This window comes from Gracilibacillus orientalis (assembly GCF_900114645.1).
GTDB classification, from domain to species: domain Bacteria; phylum Bacillota; class Bacilli; order Bacillales; family Amphibacillaceae; genus Gracilibacillus; species Gracilibacillus orientalis.
Genome location: NZ_FOTR01000002.1, coordinates 352340 through 367077 on the forward strand (window position 1 = coordinate 352340; position 14738 = coordinate 367077).

17 protein-coding genes are annotated in these 14738 nt (G+C 34.5%); 3 read left to right on the forward strand and 14 right to left on the reverse strand.

What is annotated here, in order from left to right; translation table 11 throughout:
• Position 1: 1 nt before the first annotated feature.
• The 3 genes from BM121_RS05170 to BM121_RS05180 form a co-directional block, all read right to left on the reverse strand.
• Positions 2-727: a gamma-glutamyl-gamma-aminobutyrate hydrolase family protein gene (locus BM121_RS05170; protein WP_091482069.1), complete on the reverse strand. Its 726-nt coding sequence runs from the start codon at positions 725-727 to the stop codon at positions 2-4.
• Positions 728-813: 86 nt separating this feature from the next.
• Complete coding sequence (locus tag BM121_RS05175) at positions 814-1800, reverse strand: 3-oxoacyl-[acyl-carrier-protein] synthase III C-terminal domain-containing protein (protein ID WP_091482070.1); 987 nt, start codon at positions 1798-1800, stop codon at positions 814-816.
• A gap of 76 nt (positions 1801-1876) precedes the next feature.
• Positions 1877-2245: a hypothetical protein gene (locus BM121_RS05180; protein WP_091482071.1), complete on the reverse strand. Its 369-nt coding sequence runs from the start codon at positions 2243-2245 to the stop codon at positions 1877-1879.
• 545 nt (positions 2246-2790) lie between these two features.
• Here BM121_RS05180 and BM121_RS05185 point away from each other — a divergent pair.
• A complete protein-coding gene (locus BM121_RS05185) occupies positions 2791-4167 on the forward strand; it encodes an alkaline phosphatase (protein WP_091482072.1) in 1377 nt (458 codons plus the stop codon).
• Positions 4168-4287: 120 nt separating this feature from the next.
• On the opposite strand, the gene BM121_RS05190 is transcribed toward BM121_RS05185, so the two are convergent.
• Positions 4288-5253, reverse strand: coding sequence for a bile acid:sodium symporter family protein (locus BM121_RS05190; protein WP_091482073.1), 966 nt, complete (start codon positions 5251-5253; stop codon positions 4288-4290).
• A 335-nt stretch (positions 5254-5588) separates the two neighbouring features.
• On the opposite strand from BM121_RS05190, the gene BM121_RS05195 reads away from it, so the two are divergent.
• Positions 5589-6854, forward strand: coding sequence for an FAD-binding protein (locus tag BM121_RS05195; RefSeq protein ID WP_091482074.1), 1266 nt, complete (start codon positions 5589-5591; stop codon positions 6852-6854).
• Between the two features lie 129 nt (positions 6855-6983).
• Here BM121_RS05195 and BM121_RS05200 read toward each other — a convergent pair whose 3' ends face one another.
• The 9 genes from BM121_RS05200 to BM121_RS05240 all read right to left on the reverse strand — a co-directional run bounded on the left by BM121_RS05200 (position 6984) and on the right by BM121_RS05240 (position 12386).
• Positions 6984-7427 (reverse strand): GNAT family N-acetyltransferase, encoded by a 444-nt coding sequence (locus BM121_RS05200; RefSeq protein ID WP_091482077.1) that lies wholly within the window; start codon positions 7425-7427, stop codon positions 6984-6986.
• A gap of 382 nt (positions 7428-7809) precedes the next feature.
• Positions 7810-8274 carry a hypothetical protein gene (locus BM121_RS05205; protein WP_091482079.1) on the reverse strand — a complete coding sequence of 155 codons (465 nt, stop codon included), beginning with the start codon at positions 8272-8274 and terminating at the stop codon, positions 7810-7812.
• A gap of 183 nt (positions 8275-8457) precedes the next feature.
• Positions 8458-8763: a TIGR04104 family putative zinc finger protein gene (locus BM121_RS22645; RefSeq protein ID WP_091482082.1), complete on the reverse strand. Its 306-nt coding sequence runs from the start codon at positions 8761-8763 to the stop codon at positions 8458-8460.
• Positions 8764-8819: 56 nt separating this feature from the next.
• On the reverse strand, positions 8820-9320 hold the full coding sequence (locus tag BM121_RS05215) for an NUDIX hydrolase (protein WP_091482084.1): 501 nt from the start codon (positions 9318-9320) through the stop codon (positions 8820-8822).
• Between the two features lie 59 nt (positions 9321-9379).
• Positions 9380-9904: a hypothetical protein gene (locus tag BM121_RS05220; RefSeq protein WP_091482086.1), complete on the reverse strand. Its 525-nt coding sequence runs from the start codon at positions 9902-9904 to the stop codon at positions 9380-9382.
• A 368-nt stretch (positions 9905-10272) separates the two neighbouring features.
• Entirely contained in the window at positions 10273-10812 is a 540-nt protein-coding gene (locus BM121_RS05225; RefSeq protein ID WP_091482088.1) for an HAD-IIIA family hydrolase, read from the reverse strand.
• A gap of 116 nt (positions 10813-10928) precedes the next feature.
• Complete coding sequence (locus BM121_RS05230) at positions 10929-11318, reverse strand: hypothetical protein (RefSeq protein ID WP_091482091.1); 390 nt, start codon at positions 11316-11318, stop codon at positions 10929-10931.
• A gap of 119 nt (positions 11319-11437) precedes the next feature.
• Complete coding sequence (locus tag BM121_RS05235) at positions 11438-11764, reverse strand: hypothetical protein (RefSeq protein WP_091482094.1); 327 nt, start codon at positions 11762-11764, stop codon at positions 11438-11440.
• Positions 11765-11870: 106 nt separating this feature from the next.
• The gene (locus tag BM121_RS05240; RefSeq protein ID WP_091482097.1) at positions 11871-12386 is read right to left on the reverse strand and encodes a hypothetical protein; all 516 of its coding nucleotides are present in this window, start codon (positions 12384-12386) and stop codon (positions 11871-11873) included.
• Between the two features lie 339 nt (positions 12387-12725).
• Between BM121_RS05240 and BM121_RS22765 the strand changes: the two genes are divergently transcribed.
• Positions 12726-13052 carry a four-helix bundle copper-binding protein gene (locus BM121_RS22765; protein WP_483866635.1) on the forward strand — a complete coding sequence of 109 codons (327 nt, stop codon included), beginning with the start codon at positions 12726-12728 and terminating at the stop codon, positions 13050-13052.
• 99 nt (positions 13053-13151) lie between these two features.
• Here the strand turns inward: BM121_RS22765 and BM121_RS05250 are convergent, their stop codons facing one another.
• Positions 13152-14594, reverse strand: coding sequence for a Na+/H+ antiporter NhaC family protein (locus BM121_RS05250; protein WP_245780749.1), 1443 nt, complete (start codon positions 14592-14594; stop codon positions 13152-13154).
• Positions 14595-14738 lie beyond the last annotated feature (144 nt).

Genomic DNA, 14738 nt, shown 5'->3' on the forward strand with positions numbered 1-14738 from the left:
CTTAGTTTTTGCACGCCCTAATAAACGAATCAAATAGTCGTTGCATAGTTGGATCTTCACTGGCCATCTCTTCTGGATGCCACTGCACCCCCATTATCATTGATGATTTTTTGTCTACTCCTTCGACAGCTTCAATGGTACCATCTGGAGCAACAGCTACTTGTTTAAGATTGGATGCAAGTTGGTTAATCGCCTGATGATGTATGCTATTTACTTGAATATTCAAACTATCGAGAATTTGATATAACCTACTTGTTTCATCGATTTGAATATAGTGGGTTGGCTCAGGTCTCCCTGCTTGCTGATTATGATTAATCGCATTAGGATTACTCGTTTCGATATCTTGAATAACGGTACCACCTAATGCTACATTTAACATCGTTACACCTCGGCAAAGCCCTAAAATGGGTTTACTCTGTAATTGTGCATATTTAACCAATTCTATTTCTGTAACATCACGTTTTTTATTGGTATTTTGAATTTTGGGAGATGGATTAGCTCCAAACGAATGGGGATCGATATCTTCCCCACTGCTCAATATAATTCCGTTACAACTACTCACCCATACCTCCGCCATCGCTTCTGGACCAGTGGGGATGATAATCGGTACCCCACCCGCTTGTATTACAGACTGTATATGCTTCTCATGTAGATTATAACTAGGAATATTATTGTGAATAACCATAGAGCTAGTAATTCCAATAACAGGCCGAATAGATGGTCTCATGGTTTACACTACCTTTCCATACCTGATAATATATTTATCTTCAACATCTTTTTTATTTTACAAAAAGAGCGGTAAAAATATAATGCTTAATATTGGAATAACATAGTAATAAATTGATGTCCTGCTCCAACAGTCCAGAAAATGACATAATCTCCTCTTTTAATCTTTTCATTTTTTAAACCTTCTTGAAAAGCAATTAATGGACTACTTGTTCCTGTATAACCATACTCATTACCTACTAATATTACTTTTTCATCATTCAGCTTAAAATGTCCTTGCAGTTTTAATTTATCACTTAACGCGAATTGCGAAATACATACGGCAGATATATCAGAAATGGTTAATTGATTCTTTTCTAGAATATGTTCGATTTGTTCGATCATAATTTCTGGACCATAGCTAGCATCAAATGGTGCAAAATTAATATATTTTTGTTCAGGAATTTGTTGATGGAAGTGTTTCAATCCTTTTTCAGGGAACATAATTTTATCTACGTTTTGTGTATCAATCGTATATACTGCATCGATAAAACCTGTTTGCTCCTCTGTTCTTTCTAAAATGACTGCACAAGCAGCATCTCCATATGTTGCATAAGTAATTTCTTCTTCAGGATTAGCAAGCAGTGACAAATGATCTGAACCGACAACTAATGCACGATTAATAGTTGGGTTGCCCATCATATATCGACAAGTTTGTTCAATCGATACAACCATTCCAGCACAATTGGCATTGGTGTCCAGACTAATAGCATGCCTGTTTGCATCAATCGCTTTATGCACAAACATCGTATTGCTAGGAAAAGTATATTCAGGAACTTGCGAAGAAAAAACAATATAATCAATATCTTCCCCTGTTAAGCTTGATTTTTCTAGTACATTTTTTGATGCTTCCATTGCCATCGTTAATGAATTTTCTTCTCTATTATTAATGATATATCGCTTTTCTTTTCCCATTTTCTCCAAAAAAGAAGTAATATCTCTTCCTTTTTGTTTGAAATGTTCTATGTAAGGCTCATTTGTAACTAGATTTGTAGGATGGTACGTGGCAACCTTTTTTATTTTTATATTACTCATGTCATCTATCCTTTCCGTCTGTTTTCTATGTAAAAATAACGAAAAGCCCCTTTAAAGAGGGCTTTTCGTCTCATTTTTATGCTCCAACTATTTCGAAATTTGGTAGATCAACCGTTTTAGCTATTCGGTTAAGTTGCATTTTAATTACCACATTGTTATCAATTAAAAATTCTATTTTTTTAAAACCAGATTTTTTATATAATTCAAACGATTGAGTTAATTTTGGTGTCATCTCTTGATTGATAACCTTCATATCTTTGCAATCTACTTCTAAAACATAGTCAATGGTTGAAATCGAACCTATCTGTTTTTGATAATCTTGATGAAATTTCTCCGCTTGTTCTGGTGTGAATCCCCCCACTACATTCATATAAACGGTTTTACTTGTGGCTTTAATATCAATAATATAACCACCATTTTCTGTCATGTTTTCTATTTTTGCCATCTTTACCTCTTCCTTTCTGGATGTATCGGCGGAGAATCTAAGTAACTCCCCCGTTGATAGATTTAGTTTAATTGCATGAACGCAAACAGAAACAAGAATTATAAAATGAATCAAAATACCCACTAAACATTTGCTGTCCGTTGCGTTTTTCTACTCACAAGTAGCTATTATACAATATATCAAGGGAACCCGCAAAAGAAATGAACGACTTTTTATCCAGGATAAATGATCTACTTTTATTTGATAGAGGTTATCGTTGCAAATAGCATGGATGACCATAAAAAAATGGTAGAAAAATGGTAGGATCAATATGTGAAGTAAACCTCTTCATCAACCCATTTACCACAAATAATGATGAAAAGTTTCGAAGTTATGACTAGTCAATAAGATGGATAGTCGCGAAATTTTCCATAGAATAAGGTAATTAATCATAGATTTTAAGCCCGTATTTTCTTTATCTAACGTTTACCATCAGTTAATAGTCTATCAACATTCTTCTAGTATGGTTGTACTTGTAATCAAAATTATGAAGGAGTTGGTAGAGAATGTTTAAAAAGATTGGTGCTGTAGCACTTAGTACAGGTCTAGTTTTATCTGCTATGAGTGTTCCTGCTTTTGCTGAAAAGCCTGAATCACCAGGAAAAGGACACGGACATGCATATGGTCTTGGTAATGGTAATGGTAAGGACGAAAAGAAAATCGAAAATATCATTTACATGATTCCAGATGGATTTAGTACAGACTATGCTTCTAATTACCGTGTCTACAAAGGAGAAGACGCTGTTTGGGACGCTCATCTAAAAGGATTGTTTACTACTCATTCCGCAAACGCTGATGTTACAGATTCAGCAGCTGCTGGTACGGCAATGGCTAGTGGCGTAAAAACAAACAATGGCGTAATCGGTCTTGATTCAGAAGGAAATGATGTAACAACCATTTTAGATGCATCCGAAGAAGCAGGAAAAGCATCTGGATTAGTAGCTACATCCACGATAACTCATGCTACACCAGCATCATTTGCTACAAGTGTAGAAAATCGAAATAATCAAACGGAGATTGCAAGACAATATATTTCTGGTGAAGTAGATGTCCTTCTAGGTGGAGGAAAAAATATGTTTTTACCAGAAGCAGAAGGTGGCAATCAAGAGGAGTCAAACCTAATAGAGGAAGCACAAGATGCTGGGGTTACGTACGTGGAAACAAGTGAAGAATTACAAAACAATGCAGATATTGATGTAGAAGAAGAGAGATTGCTTGGCCTTTTTGCTGATGATGCCCTTTCTCCTGAATTACATCGTGATCAAACAGTAGAACCTAGTTTAGCAGAAATGACTGAAACGTCCATCGAAGTTTTAGAACAGGATAAAGATGGATTTTTCCTTATGGTCGAAGGAAGTCAAATTGATTGGGCTGGACATGCCAATGATTCAGCATGGGCTATGTCTGATGTAGCGGCATTTGAAAAAGCTGTTGAAGAAGCAATAGATTTTGCTGAACAAGATGGCAATACATTAGTAATTGTTGCTGGTGATCATGATACTGGTGGTATGACAACAGGTTCTGGTGCGTACTCAGGATTAAATGCTGATATTTTAAACAATGTAACAGCAACTGGAGACTCCATGGCTGCCCAGTTAAATGAAGATCGCTCCAATGCAAAAGAAATTGTCGAAGAATACACTAATGTAACGTTAACCGAAGAAGAAGTACAATCCATTCAGGATGCTAGTGATGCAGCATTTGCTATTAATACAGTAGTAAGTGACCATGCTGGTATTGGTTGGACAACTACCAATCATACTGGAGCAGATATTCCTATTTATGCGTATGGTCCACAAGCTGAAAAGTTTGCAGGATTCCATGATAATACAGATCTTCCTAAAACCTTGGCAGACATTCTAAGAGTGAATTTAGACAACTAATTTTGAAAAATCCCCCTTTTTCAAAATAGGATCATAACAAGAGCCTACTGTTGAGGTAGGCTCTTGTTTTTTTGATCACAGATAGAAACTTCCACTCCGAAATCTGACCCATCATTCTATTTATGCACTATGACTCTTATCGATAGCACTTTTATTTTCCTTCTCTTGCTGCTTTCTGAAAATAGTCGCTACAATTGGTCCCGAAATGTTATGCCACACACTAAAGATCGCACTTGGTACCGCTGATAATGGATTAAAGTGCGCAGCTGCAAGTGTTGCACCAAGTCCTGAATTTTGCATTCCCACTTCAATGGACACGGCTTTTTGTTGCTTCGGATCCATTTTCATTACTTTTCCTAGCCCATAACCAACTAGATAACCTAGCGCATTATGTAACACAACAATTAAGAAAATGATTAATCCTGTCTCCGCAATTTGTACATGGTTGACACTTACTACTGCCGTAACAATTGCCACGATACCAATTACCGATACTAACGGAATTGCCTTTACTCCCGCTTCCACTTTGTCCTTCAATAACGCTTGAACGATTAAGCCTAACACGATCGGCACTAATACGATTTGCACAATCGATACGAATAAAGACCCTGCAGATACTTCTAACCACTGACTAGCAAATAGATAAATAAGTGCTGGTGTCAAAAATGGTGCCAGAATCGTAGAAACCGCAGTAATCGAAACGGATAATGCTGTATCCCCTTTGGACAAATATGTCATGACATTGGATGAAGTACCGCCTGGACAACAGCCAACTAAAATAACACCGACTGCTACCTCTGTTGAAACAGGTAATAGCGTTACTAGTGCAAAGGCAAGCAATGGCATAATCATGAACTGCCCTACTACTCCAATCGCCACTTCTTTCGGACGTTTAAACGCTTCTTTAAAATCACTAGTAGATAGTGTAAGCCCCATACCAAACATAATGATTCCTAATAAAGGGGTGATATAGTCTGCTAACCACGTGAATCCTGAAGGTAGCAGAAATGATAAGACCGCAAATAGCACGACCCAAATGGCAAATGTATTTCCTACAAAACTACTAACTCTCTCTAATGCTTTCATATTACTCCCCCTCCTAGATACATATTTAGAAATTATATAATATTTTCAGAATTTTTTAAATAACATTTTAGGAATTTTTGTTTATCATATATTATCCATCAGTTATTTTACAATAATGAAAATCATACCTAACCAATCGTTTCACGAATAAAATAAACCGTGATACAAAGATTGGTAGCAATTATTGTCGTCTAACAAGCGTTTATTTTTATTAAAAATCATTTAATACATCTTTCTACATAATTATGATAAAATAAACTTGTTTAGTCTGAAAGCGTTCTTATTACATTCGATACCATAGAATACTTATCATCAATTAAAGGGGGATACTTAGAGTGGAGCAACAAAAAAACTGGGCAGGTAATTATACATATAGTACAGCAAACTGGCATGAACCTGAAAACGTTGTACAAATTCAAAATCTCGTAAAACAGTGTGATAAAGTAAGAGTAGTAGGTTCACGTCACTCATTTAATGGAATAGCAGATTCTAGCGAAAATATGGTTTCCTTACAAAAATTGAACAGAGTAATAGCATTAGATAGCGAAAACCAAACAATTACAGTTGAAGGCGGAATTATCTACAGTGATCTAAGTCACTTCCTTCAAGAAAATGGCTTCGCACTTGAGAATATGGCTTCATTGCCTCATATTTCAATTGCAGGTGCATGTGCAACAGCAACACACGGGTCAGGAGATCAAAACAGTTGTTTATCTAATTCAGTACGTGCGATGGAAGTCGTAACTGCAGATGGTGAATTGGTCGAATTTTCCCGAGATAAAAATGAAGAACAATTGAAAGGTGCAGTAGTAGGACTCGGTGGAATAGGAATAGTAACAAAGATGACATTGGACATCGTTCCATCCTTTCAAATCAGTCAATATGTGTTCGAAAATTTACCTTTGTCACAACTAGAACACCATTTCGATGACATTTTCTCAAGCGCATACAGTGTTAGTTTATTTACAAACTGGGAAAGCGACACGATTAATCAAGTTTGGTTAAAAAAACTATATACAGATGAAAATCAAACGAAGATACCTACAGATTTATATGGTGCACAGCCAGCGACAGCCAATTCTCACCCTATCGCTGGAATTGAAGCTGTAAATTGTACCGAACAGATGGGTGTACCGGGTCCGTGGTTTGATAGACTGCCACATTTTCGTATTGACTTCACACCAAGCAGTGGAGATGAATTACAAACAGAATATATCATTCCAAGAAAACATGCATATGAGGCGTTAAAAGAAATTAGTACAATTCGTGAGCAGATTGCACCGCTTCTCCATGTTAATGAAATCCGAAGCATTGCCAAAGATGATCTATGGATGAGCCCATGTTATAAGCAGGATTCGATTGGGATTCATCTTACATGGAAAGATGACTGGGAATCCGTACAAAAAGTGCTGCCAAAAATTGAAGAAATACTTGCACCTTATCAAGCTCGTCCGCATTGGGGCAAACTATTTACCATGCCAAAAGAAAAGATACAACCGCTCTATGAAAAACGAACGGACTTTCAGCAATTACTTCAGCACTATGATCCAAAAGGTAAATTCCGTAATGAGTTTTTAGATACTTATGTTTTTGGAGAATAAATGATAAAGTGCCTGTCATTATCGCGAGGATAATCGCAATAGTGACAGGCACTCTTCATAATACTTCGTTTGTTATTGAATAAAGAGTACCCCATTCTAGAGCATTGCCATATCATACATGAAACACTATTATAAATCTTTCTTTAGAACTATTCTGTTATTACTTATTAGATAATCATTCTTTTTGTAAAATGTTTCGGCAAGTCCCTCCTTTGAAGTTAACAGATAGAGGCTTTTAGTATCTCTTTTCTTTAGTTCAGTCTCTAAATATTTAAGTAGTTTAGTTCCATATCCCTTACCTTGAATTTCATTATTTACACAAAGTTCTGCTAAATAATATGTTAGCCCATGGTAAGACTTCTTTGTATTCCCTGCTATAAAACCAATTAACTTATCCCCATTGTAAAGTGAAAAACCTAGAAATTTAGGTGTATTGATCAAATCAGTAAGTCTTTCTTTAGCAATTTCATAACTCCAAGTTTCATTCCAAGGCTCACTATTAAAAACACTTATATATAAATCAATACATTGATTCAATTTGTCAATTGTCATTGTTTCTATTCGTTCTGGCATTATTATTCCTCCATTTGATGCATTGGCTTATTTTTATATCAATCATTTATTCAACATCAAATATACTTTCTCGATAGTACTGTCTCTTCTTTTTTCAACATAATATTCCATGCATTCTTCGAGGTATTCAAAATAAAAAAGGTGATCATTTGATAACCACCATGTTTAACTCTTGCATTCATAACATAAGTACCACTCTTCACCATTTGATTATTTTCTGGGAATTAGTTAGAGTTTACACTTTCTTTTTCTACCTTTATTTTCAGTAAAAGCACTCGGTCATCTTGTTTAACCATCCTGTTTATTGCTTCCTCATCTTTTAGATCAACTGGGCTAATCGAATTACCTTTTATTTCTCGATAAGCCGCTAATATTTTTGTTTCTACAACTTTAACTCTACTTCTTCTTTTCCAATGGCATATTCCAAGCTGCTTCCAATAGAAGTCATAGGTTTTAGATCAATTTTCGATGGTTGTGTACTTGCTCCCGGTCCATACAGGAATACTAAAGCGTCCTCTGAATTTTCATTTATCATTCCAAAACCCAAAGGCCCCTCGTCAACATCTTCTGGGCTATTACCGTAAGACAACTGAGTTAATGGTTGGGAATCTTTTTTTCCATCAATGTATCTTTCGACCCAAAGGGTTACCCACCTTTTATCCGCACTAGGTAAATAAAAGTAAAAGTTAAATAAAACTCCTAAACTTAAATCCCTAAAAGTTTTCTCATATTCAGAATTTTGGTTTATTGAGATCGTAGGTGCATCGACCTCGTCCTTATCAGAACAGCCAACATTAATTAGAACAAAGAAAAAAAGCATAATTAAAAACAAATAAGACCTTTTCAAAGAGTTCCACCTTCCTTATTCTTTTCTACTATCACTGCCCTGGATGTAAATTACTTATTCTCTACGAAAATTTCGATTACCCCTGTTCAACCATCCTGCTTTTAGACATCAATAAGAAAAAGAGCAAACCCTGTCTCTTATGGGTGGCAGTCGCTTGTTATAGTATTTGAAACTAAAATACATTTATCTTGCAACTCTCACATATCTAACAAAAAATGGTGCTATAAAAATGGTGAATGATCCGATCACCAAAAATACAATTAAACTAATACCGTTTGAGGTATCGTATTTCATCAAGAAATAAAATACAAGTATTGGAATGAACCTAAAAAACATTTCTAAAATATAAGATAGAATAGTAATCTTATATTCTTCACCACAATCGGAACATTCAATCTCTGGTCGTATAAACAAATTTCTAGTAGACTTTTGAACTTCTCGCCAGCTAAATTGTTTTTTGCATTTAGTACAGTACCTCTCTACCTTCATAATCTCCTCCTTTTTAAGTGTTTATTTCACCATAAAAATCCACTCTTGGAAAAATATTATCCAATAATCGGTAGTTGTTTTTTCGATAATAAATCATCGACAAGCATCTTATGTTCAGTAAATATATTCTCTGGTAGTTTTTTAAGTGAATAAAATTTATTCTGTATTGATTCCTCGTTACTTTCAATTAGCTCCCCACTATACTTTTTACAAATAAATGATATTAAAACCAGTGATACTTGGTCACCATTAGAAAAAGTCTTGTCATATTGAGGACCAGAATAAATCCCAAACAATTCAACTTCTTCTAATCTAAGTCCCGTTTCTTCGTAAACTTCCCTTTTAGCTGTATCTTGAACGTTTTCACCCAATTCCATAAATCCGCCTGGAAATCCCCATTGGCCATTATCAGAACGTTTTTGCATCAACACTCGATTTTCTTTATCAAATACAAATGCCCCAGCAACAACCATAATAACCTTCTCGTTTCCTACCATTGAATTAAAAAAACTTTTGACTATAACCTCTTTTAAATTAAAACTACCAATTATATCCATAAAAAAAGCGCACAATCCCTACTTAATTGAAGTAGCGTCCCGCTAGTGTAATAAGGTACTTATTCAATATTTAAAGAAAAAGAATAGCTTGCAGTACCTTGTTCCCATTGTACTAACACATCATAAATAACTTTGCCTTTACCAGTAAGAACTACTTTATCAGAATTGCTAATAATATTGTTGTCGTCATCCCATATTCTCACGATATAACTATCTGGCTGTTTTTCGAAGTCGAGTTCGACATTGCTGTCAGCTGTTACTTCCGTTGGATTATGATTTTTAACCAACTCTGGTGGTGCAAGAGAATCTGCATGAATTTCAGCCGATGTCCCATCTCCGCTTTCATAATTCCAATTGTAAGTACCAAGTGCTGGTCTAACAATTTCTTCTCCAACATAGACAGTTAAACCAGGGGGCTTTGGCCTAGTAGTTTTCGGAGGTTGCTCAGTAGTTTCCTTATTACTAGTCTTTATAGGCTTATTATCATTATCAGAATTACTGTTGGTTTCATCTACTTCAGAACATCCCAATATTGATAAAAAAGTTATAAAAGCAAAAATAGATAAAACTAATTTAAACTTCATCAAATCCCTCCTTATTTATTAGTCAACAAAAATATAAATAAGTTACATTACGAAATTTCTTAATTAACTCCACTGCCTTTTACTAAAAAAAAGCGAATACTCTTGTTCAGCATTCACACACATTCTTTAATGTGTAACACTTCACAAAGTGTCATTGCTTAAATCTAATCATGAAGGTGGAGTCATTCTAATTTTTACTTACTATTCTTGTTGATCACCCCTGTACTTAGATTTAATCAATTATCTTTACCCTTATAAAAATTCGAAGCAATCACTGAAATCACTCCAATTATAAAAACAGAAAAATACGATCATTTGTGGATCGCTATGTTTAACTCTTGCACCTGTTAATTGAAGAACTAGAACTATTATGTTGGTGACATTAATAAATTAACAGCTTCATTAAAATTCTTTGAAATAAAATCAGGTCTTATTTCACCCCATCGACCAAAAAATTGATTGTTTATGTATTTATAATAGGTTTCTTTTCCACTACCTGTTTGAACTAAAATTTTCATGCATCCAACTTCATCTGCTGCTATTAAATCCGTCCACCTATCCCCTATGACCACACATTTCTTTAAATCCAAATTATTATCGTTAGCTGCCTTTTTAAGCATTCCTGAAGCAGGCTTTCTACATTCACAACCTTCATGATGTTGGTGAGGACAAAGATATATTTTATCAAAACCAAAATCTCTTAGTTCTTTATCAAAACTATCAAATGTAACTTCTCCCATAGAAATTCCAGGTTGGTTAGTAAAAGAACAAATTAGAGCACCAGATTCTTTTAATTGATGTATTGACTTTGATACATTTGGAAATAGTTCAAATTCTCCTGGGTAAATCACCTTATCGCTACCTCCGATAGTACCATCCCTATCAAGGAAAACTGCTTGTATGTAAATATCTTTACACCTCCTAGCTCAATGGTTAATCAAGACTGCTATAAAACTATTCTACTCTATTATTAAGCTAAACAATTACTTGCTTAAAGCTATCGATAAGCACGATATTAATGGCATTATCCTTCTCTCAATCCTAAATATCGTATTTCCTTATCATTCACTTTTACTATATAAATACCACTTTTTTCAACAGGTTCGTATATTTTAGTTCCAACTGTCAATTTAGTTGCAGTAAAATTCTCAAACTCGTCACTATTGTTAGTTTGTTCTTTAATCTCACCGACTTCCTCGCCTAAAGTTAATTCTTTCTCATTTACCCATTCAAGATCTTCTGCATTACTATATACAATACCATTTAGGACAAATATATCTGCATTCTCATTCTTTGTTAAAATTTCTTCAGCAGTTGGGTTACCAATATGAATTTCCGAGTTTTCAGTTGTTTGATTATTACAAGCTACTAATATAATTGATAATAAAACGAAAGATAACTCTCTTTTAAACATACAAAAACCCCTTTACAAATTAGACGATTTACAAAAGACTTAACCTTCAACTTATTCAACCCTTCCGCCAGTTAGGATTGCTGGTCGTTCAGCAATCGTCCTAGATTGGTTAAAGCTCACTAAAAGTAATCTAACAATAATATATATACAGATACACTGAGAACGAAGATTGTAGAAAAAAGTAATAACATTAAATATTCTTTTTTACCGATAACTAGCATTTCAACAACCCGAACAGCACTAGATAATCCTAAGGTAAAGAGCATAGCAAAAATTAATAAAGTCGGAGAATCAGTTGACGGATTTGAACTTACTAATCCCGAAATAGATATGAATAACACTCGAACTGCAAAATAAATCATTAAGATACTTAAAAAAATATCTAAAGCTAAAAATAACTTATTTCTCTCTCTATACTTTCTTTGAATCTCTCCTACTATTTTCAACTTTACCAGTCCCCCTATTTTAAAAATTAAATTCCTCCATAGGCATACGATTAAACAAGTTAAAGATAGAAAATATGAAATTTCACTGATTAAATTAATAATTCCCTTACATTGAATTAGCAATTTTAATTAACTCTGCTTTCAATTCCTCATTGTTTTCACTAAAATACATCAGTTGTAAAGCATATTCTTTTTCTTCATAAAACCAATATAATTCTGCTCCATTGATTTCTTTATTAACCTTGAACAATCCTGTGATCCCATCTTTAATTTCGATTTCGTTATAACCATTCGTATCAGAATATTTGCTATAATATCTATCAAAATTTGCAATAGTATAATTCACATTTGGAATGGCTGCTTGAGTAATAGAACCTTCCTGCCATTTAGCACCTTCTTCTATTGAAGGATATCTGATAGATGTTACTACTCTTTCCTCACTGTTTTCCCAGCCAGTTATAACCACCTTTGTTTTTTCGTTCTCAAATGGGAAATAAGAAGGATACTTCATTTCATAAGGCAATGCTTCTTCTGCTATTTCTTTTTCTACTGGTTTATATCTGGTGTTTATATCTTCCTGCTCTACTTCGAGGTTCCTAGTATCCAATGCTCCATTAGACACGCAAGCACTCATAATAGGCAATATGAACATGACCAATATAATTCGTTTAAACAAAATCACACCCCGTTAAAATATAAATTCACTTACACTAAACTGTCAGTTCAATATCTTCTTGTATCATCTTAACATAATATTCCAATACTTTATTCTAATTTTAAGACATAAAAATAAGACGAGCGCTATGTTTTGTTTCTGTGAGTTCATCTCTAAAAATAACTGATTTTCAAAAAATAGATGGATGCCTAATACATAGGCAAGCATCCAAACATAATATGAAATTGTGTCAGTTTTAAAATTAGAGGAGGAAATGATATGCATCATAATATGGAACAAAGCCATATGTCACATTACGAAGTTTTAGAAGCTGTTCAACATTGTGAAGCTACTTGCGAATACACGGAGCATTCCATTCTACAAATGGAAGGTTCAAGCCATAGAAGTGAGCAACTAAGTTTACTTAGGGACTGTGCTGATATATGTACGTTAACAGCTAAATATCTGGCCCGTTGTAGCTATTTTGCAAAATCTATCGCTTCATTATGTGCACAAATTTGTGAAGTATGTGGAAACCATTGTTTACGTCACCCTGACGAAATCTCACAAAGGTGCGGCCAAATATGTTTACATTGTGCGCAAGTATGCCAAAAATTTGCAATGTCTGCATAAAATCTACTTACAGGAATAACGTCTTAAAAATGAAACGTTATTCCTGTTTTATATGAAATACATCTAAAGCTTTGTAGACAAATCGATCTTCATTAAAGATCAGATGATAAACGGAACAACAAAGAAAAGTAGAGCTGCAACCATTCCTGCCAGTAAATTATACGGCGACATTGCCTTGACATATTTCATGTGTTCTGCCTCTGCAATTCCTGCAGACATTGCCGTCATCCCCGATACTGGAGAAGTAACATCTCCAAAAGTACCTCCAGATAATACAGCAGCAAGTGCAATTGGTATAACGCTACCAGTCGATACAGCTAATGTAAACGCAATAGGTACCATCAGTGCCCAACTCCCCCATGAAGATCCAATAAAGTATGATACAGCACCTGTCACAATAAAAAGTAAACCTGGTACAAGTAAAGGACTTAAATTCCCTGCTAATGTATTTTCAATTAACTGACCAAGCCCTAGATCTTGTGATACATCAGATATCGGCCAGGCTACTGCTAATATTGCAATGGTAACTATTAGCTGATTACCACCTTTTATAAATCGATCAACCAATGTTTCTATCTTAATACCTTGCACTCTATATAATAATGAAGTCATAACCGTTGTAATTAATAACGCAATCAACATGGAGTGAGATGGTTCTTCACTACTCCACATTAAGAAAAAACTTAGTGGAATTAATACAGCTAAAGGAAGTATTAGGTTCATCAATCTTGGTTTTAAAATTGGTTTCTCATCCATATCATGATTATGTTCCATTCCCCCCTTTACTGCATTCCCTGTTTGGTCTTTAGCTGATTCCCCTTTTTCATGATATTTCTCGGACATTTCATCATGGTGAGCAGGTTTATCTGGCGAATGATTCACTTTTATTAATTCTTTCATCCCGCTAAAATTAAATCTAGGCATGATTGATAAAATGGCAATTCCTATCGCAGTATAACTAAAAAATTGAAAAGGTATGGATTGAATAAATAATGCTAATGCTGATCCCTCTATCCCTGATGCTTGCATTCCTTTTTCTACAACACCTAATACATAACCGATAAATGTAGTCGCTAAAGGAATTAAAATGATAACAGGACTAGCAGAATTGTTAAGCATATAAGCTAATCTTTCACTTGAAACATGATATTTTTGAGAAAGAGATTTCACAATTGATCCCGTAGCAACTACACGAAAACCGCAATCTATAAAGGTAATCGGTAGTAACCCCCATAGCACGCCAAATACTCTTTTAGAATTTGTAATATATTTTTTCATCCAGTTTCCAAATGCTTGGATTCCACCAGATATTTGAATAAGGGCTACTAACCCACTAAATATGTATAAAAACAGTAATACATTTATGTTTCCGGTATCAGTTAATACTCCAACAATATAGTCTACTGTTTTTGAAACAGACATAAACAAAGACTCGGTTAATAAAAAACTCCCTATCCATAAACCTATTAGTAGGGAAGGGATAACTTGTTTTGTCCATATTGCAATAATTATTGCGACTAAAGATGGGACGACTGAATACATAAGTTCCACTAAAATCACTTCCTCCCTTAAGATATAAATAGTTTTTCGCGAAAATGTTAATTTTATGCTAGTTCCAATTTATTAAAGACCTAGCAGATAAATTTTCATTCGACAAAACATTTCATAGACAATGGATAACTTTTG

Excerpts from the sequence above, each read along its gene's own strand:
- BM121_RS05170 (WP_091482069.1), bottom strand. The coding sequence starts at position 727 with ATGAGACCATCTATTCGGCCTGTTATTGGAATTACTAGCTCTATGGTT.
- BM121_RS05175 (WP_091482070.1), bottom strand. The coding sequence starts at position 1,800 with ATGAGTAATATAAAAATAAAAAAGGTTGCCACGTACCATCCTACAAAT.
- BM121_RS05180 (WP_091482071.1), bottom strand. The coding sequence starts at position 2,245 with ATGGCAAAAATAGAAAACATGACAGAAAATGGTGGTTATATTATTGAT.
- BM121_RS05185 (WP_091482072.1), top strand. The coding sequence starts at position 2,791 with ATGTTTAAAAAGATTGGTGCTGTAGCACTTAGTACAGGTCTAGTTTTA.
- BM121_RS05190 (WP_091482073.1), bottom strand. The coding sequence starts at position 5,253 with ATGAAAGCATTAGAGAGAGTTAGTAGTTTTGTAGGAAATACATTTGCC.
- BM121_RS05200 (WP_091482077.1), bottom strand. The coding sequence starts at position 7,427 with ATGCCAGAACGAATAGAAACAATGACAATTGACAAATTGAATCAATGT.
- BM121_RS22645 (WP_091482082.1), bottom strand. The coding sequence starts at position 8,763 with ATGAAGGTAGAGAGGTACTGTACTAAATGCAAAAAACAATTTAGCTGG.
- BM121_RS05215 (WP_091482084.1), bottom strand. The coding sequence starts at position 9,320 with ATGGATATAATTGGTAGTTTTAATTTAAAAGAGGTTATAGTCAAAAGT.
- BM121_RS05220 (WP_091482086.1), bottom strand. The coding sequence starts at position 9,904 with ATGAAGTTTAAATTAGTTTTATCTATTTTTGCTTTTATAACTTTTTTA.
- BM121_RS05230 (WP_091482091.1), bottom strand. The coding sequence starts at position 11,318 with ATGTTTAAAAGAGAGTTATCTTTCGTTTTATTATCAATTATATTAGTA.
- BM121_RS22765 (WP_483866635.1), top strand. The coding sequence starts at position 12,726 with ATGTCACATTACGAAGTTTTAGAAGCTGTTCAACATTGTGAAGCTACT.
- BM121_RS05250 (WP_245780749.1), bottom strand. The coding sequence starts at position 14,594 with ATGTATTCAGTCGTCCCATCTTTAGTCGCAATAATTATTGCAATATGG.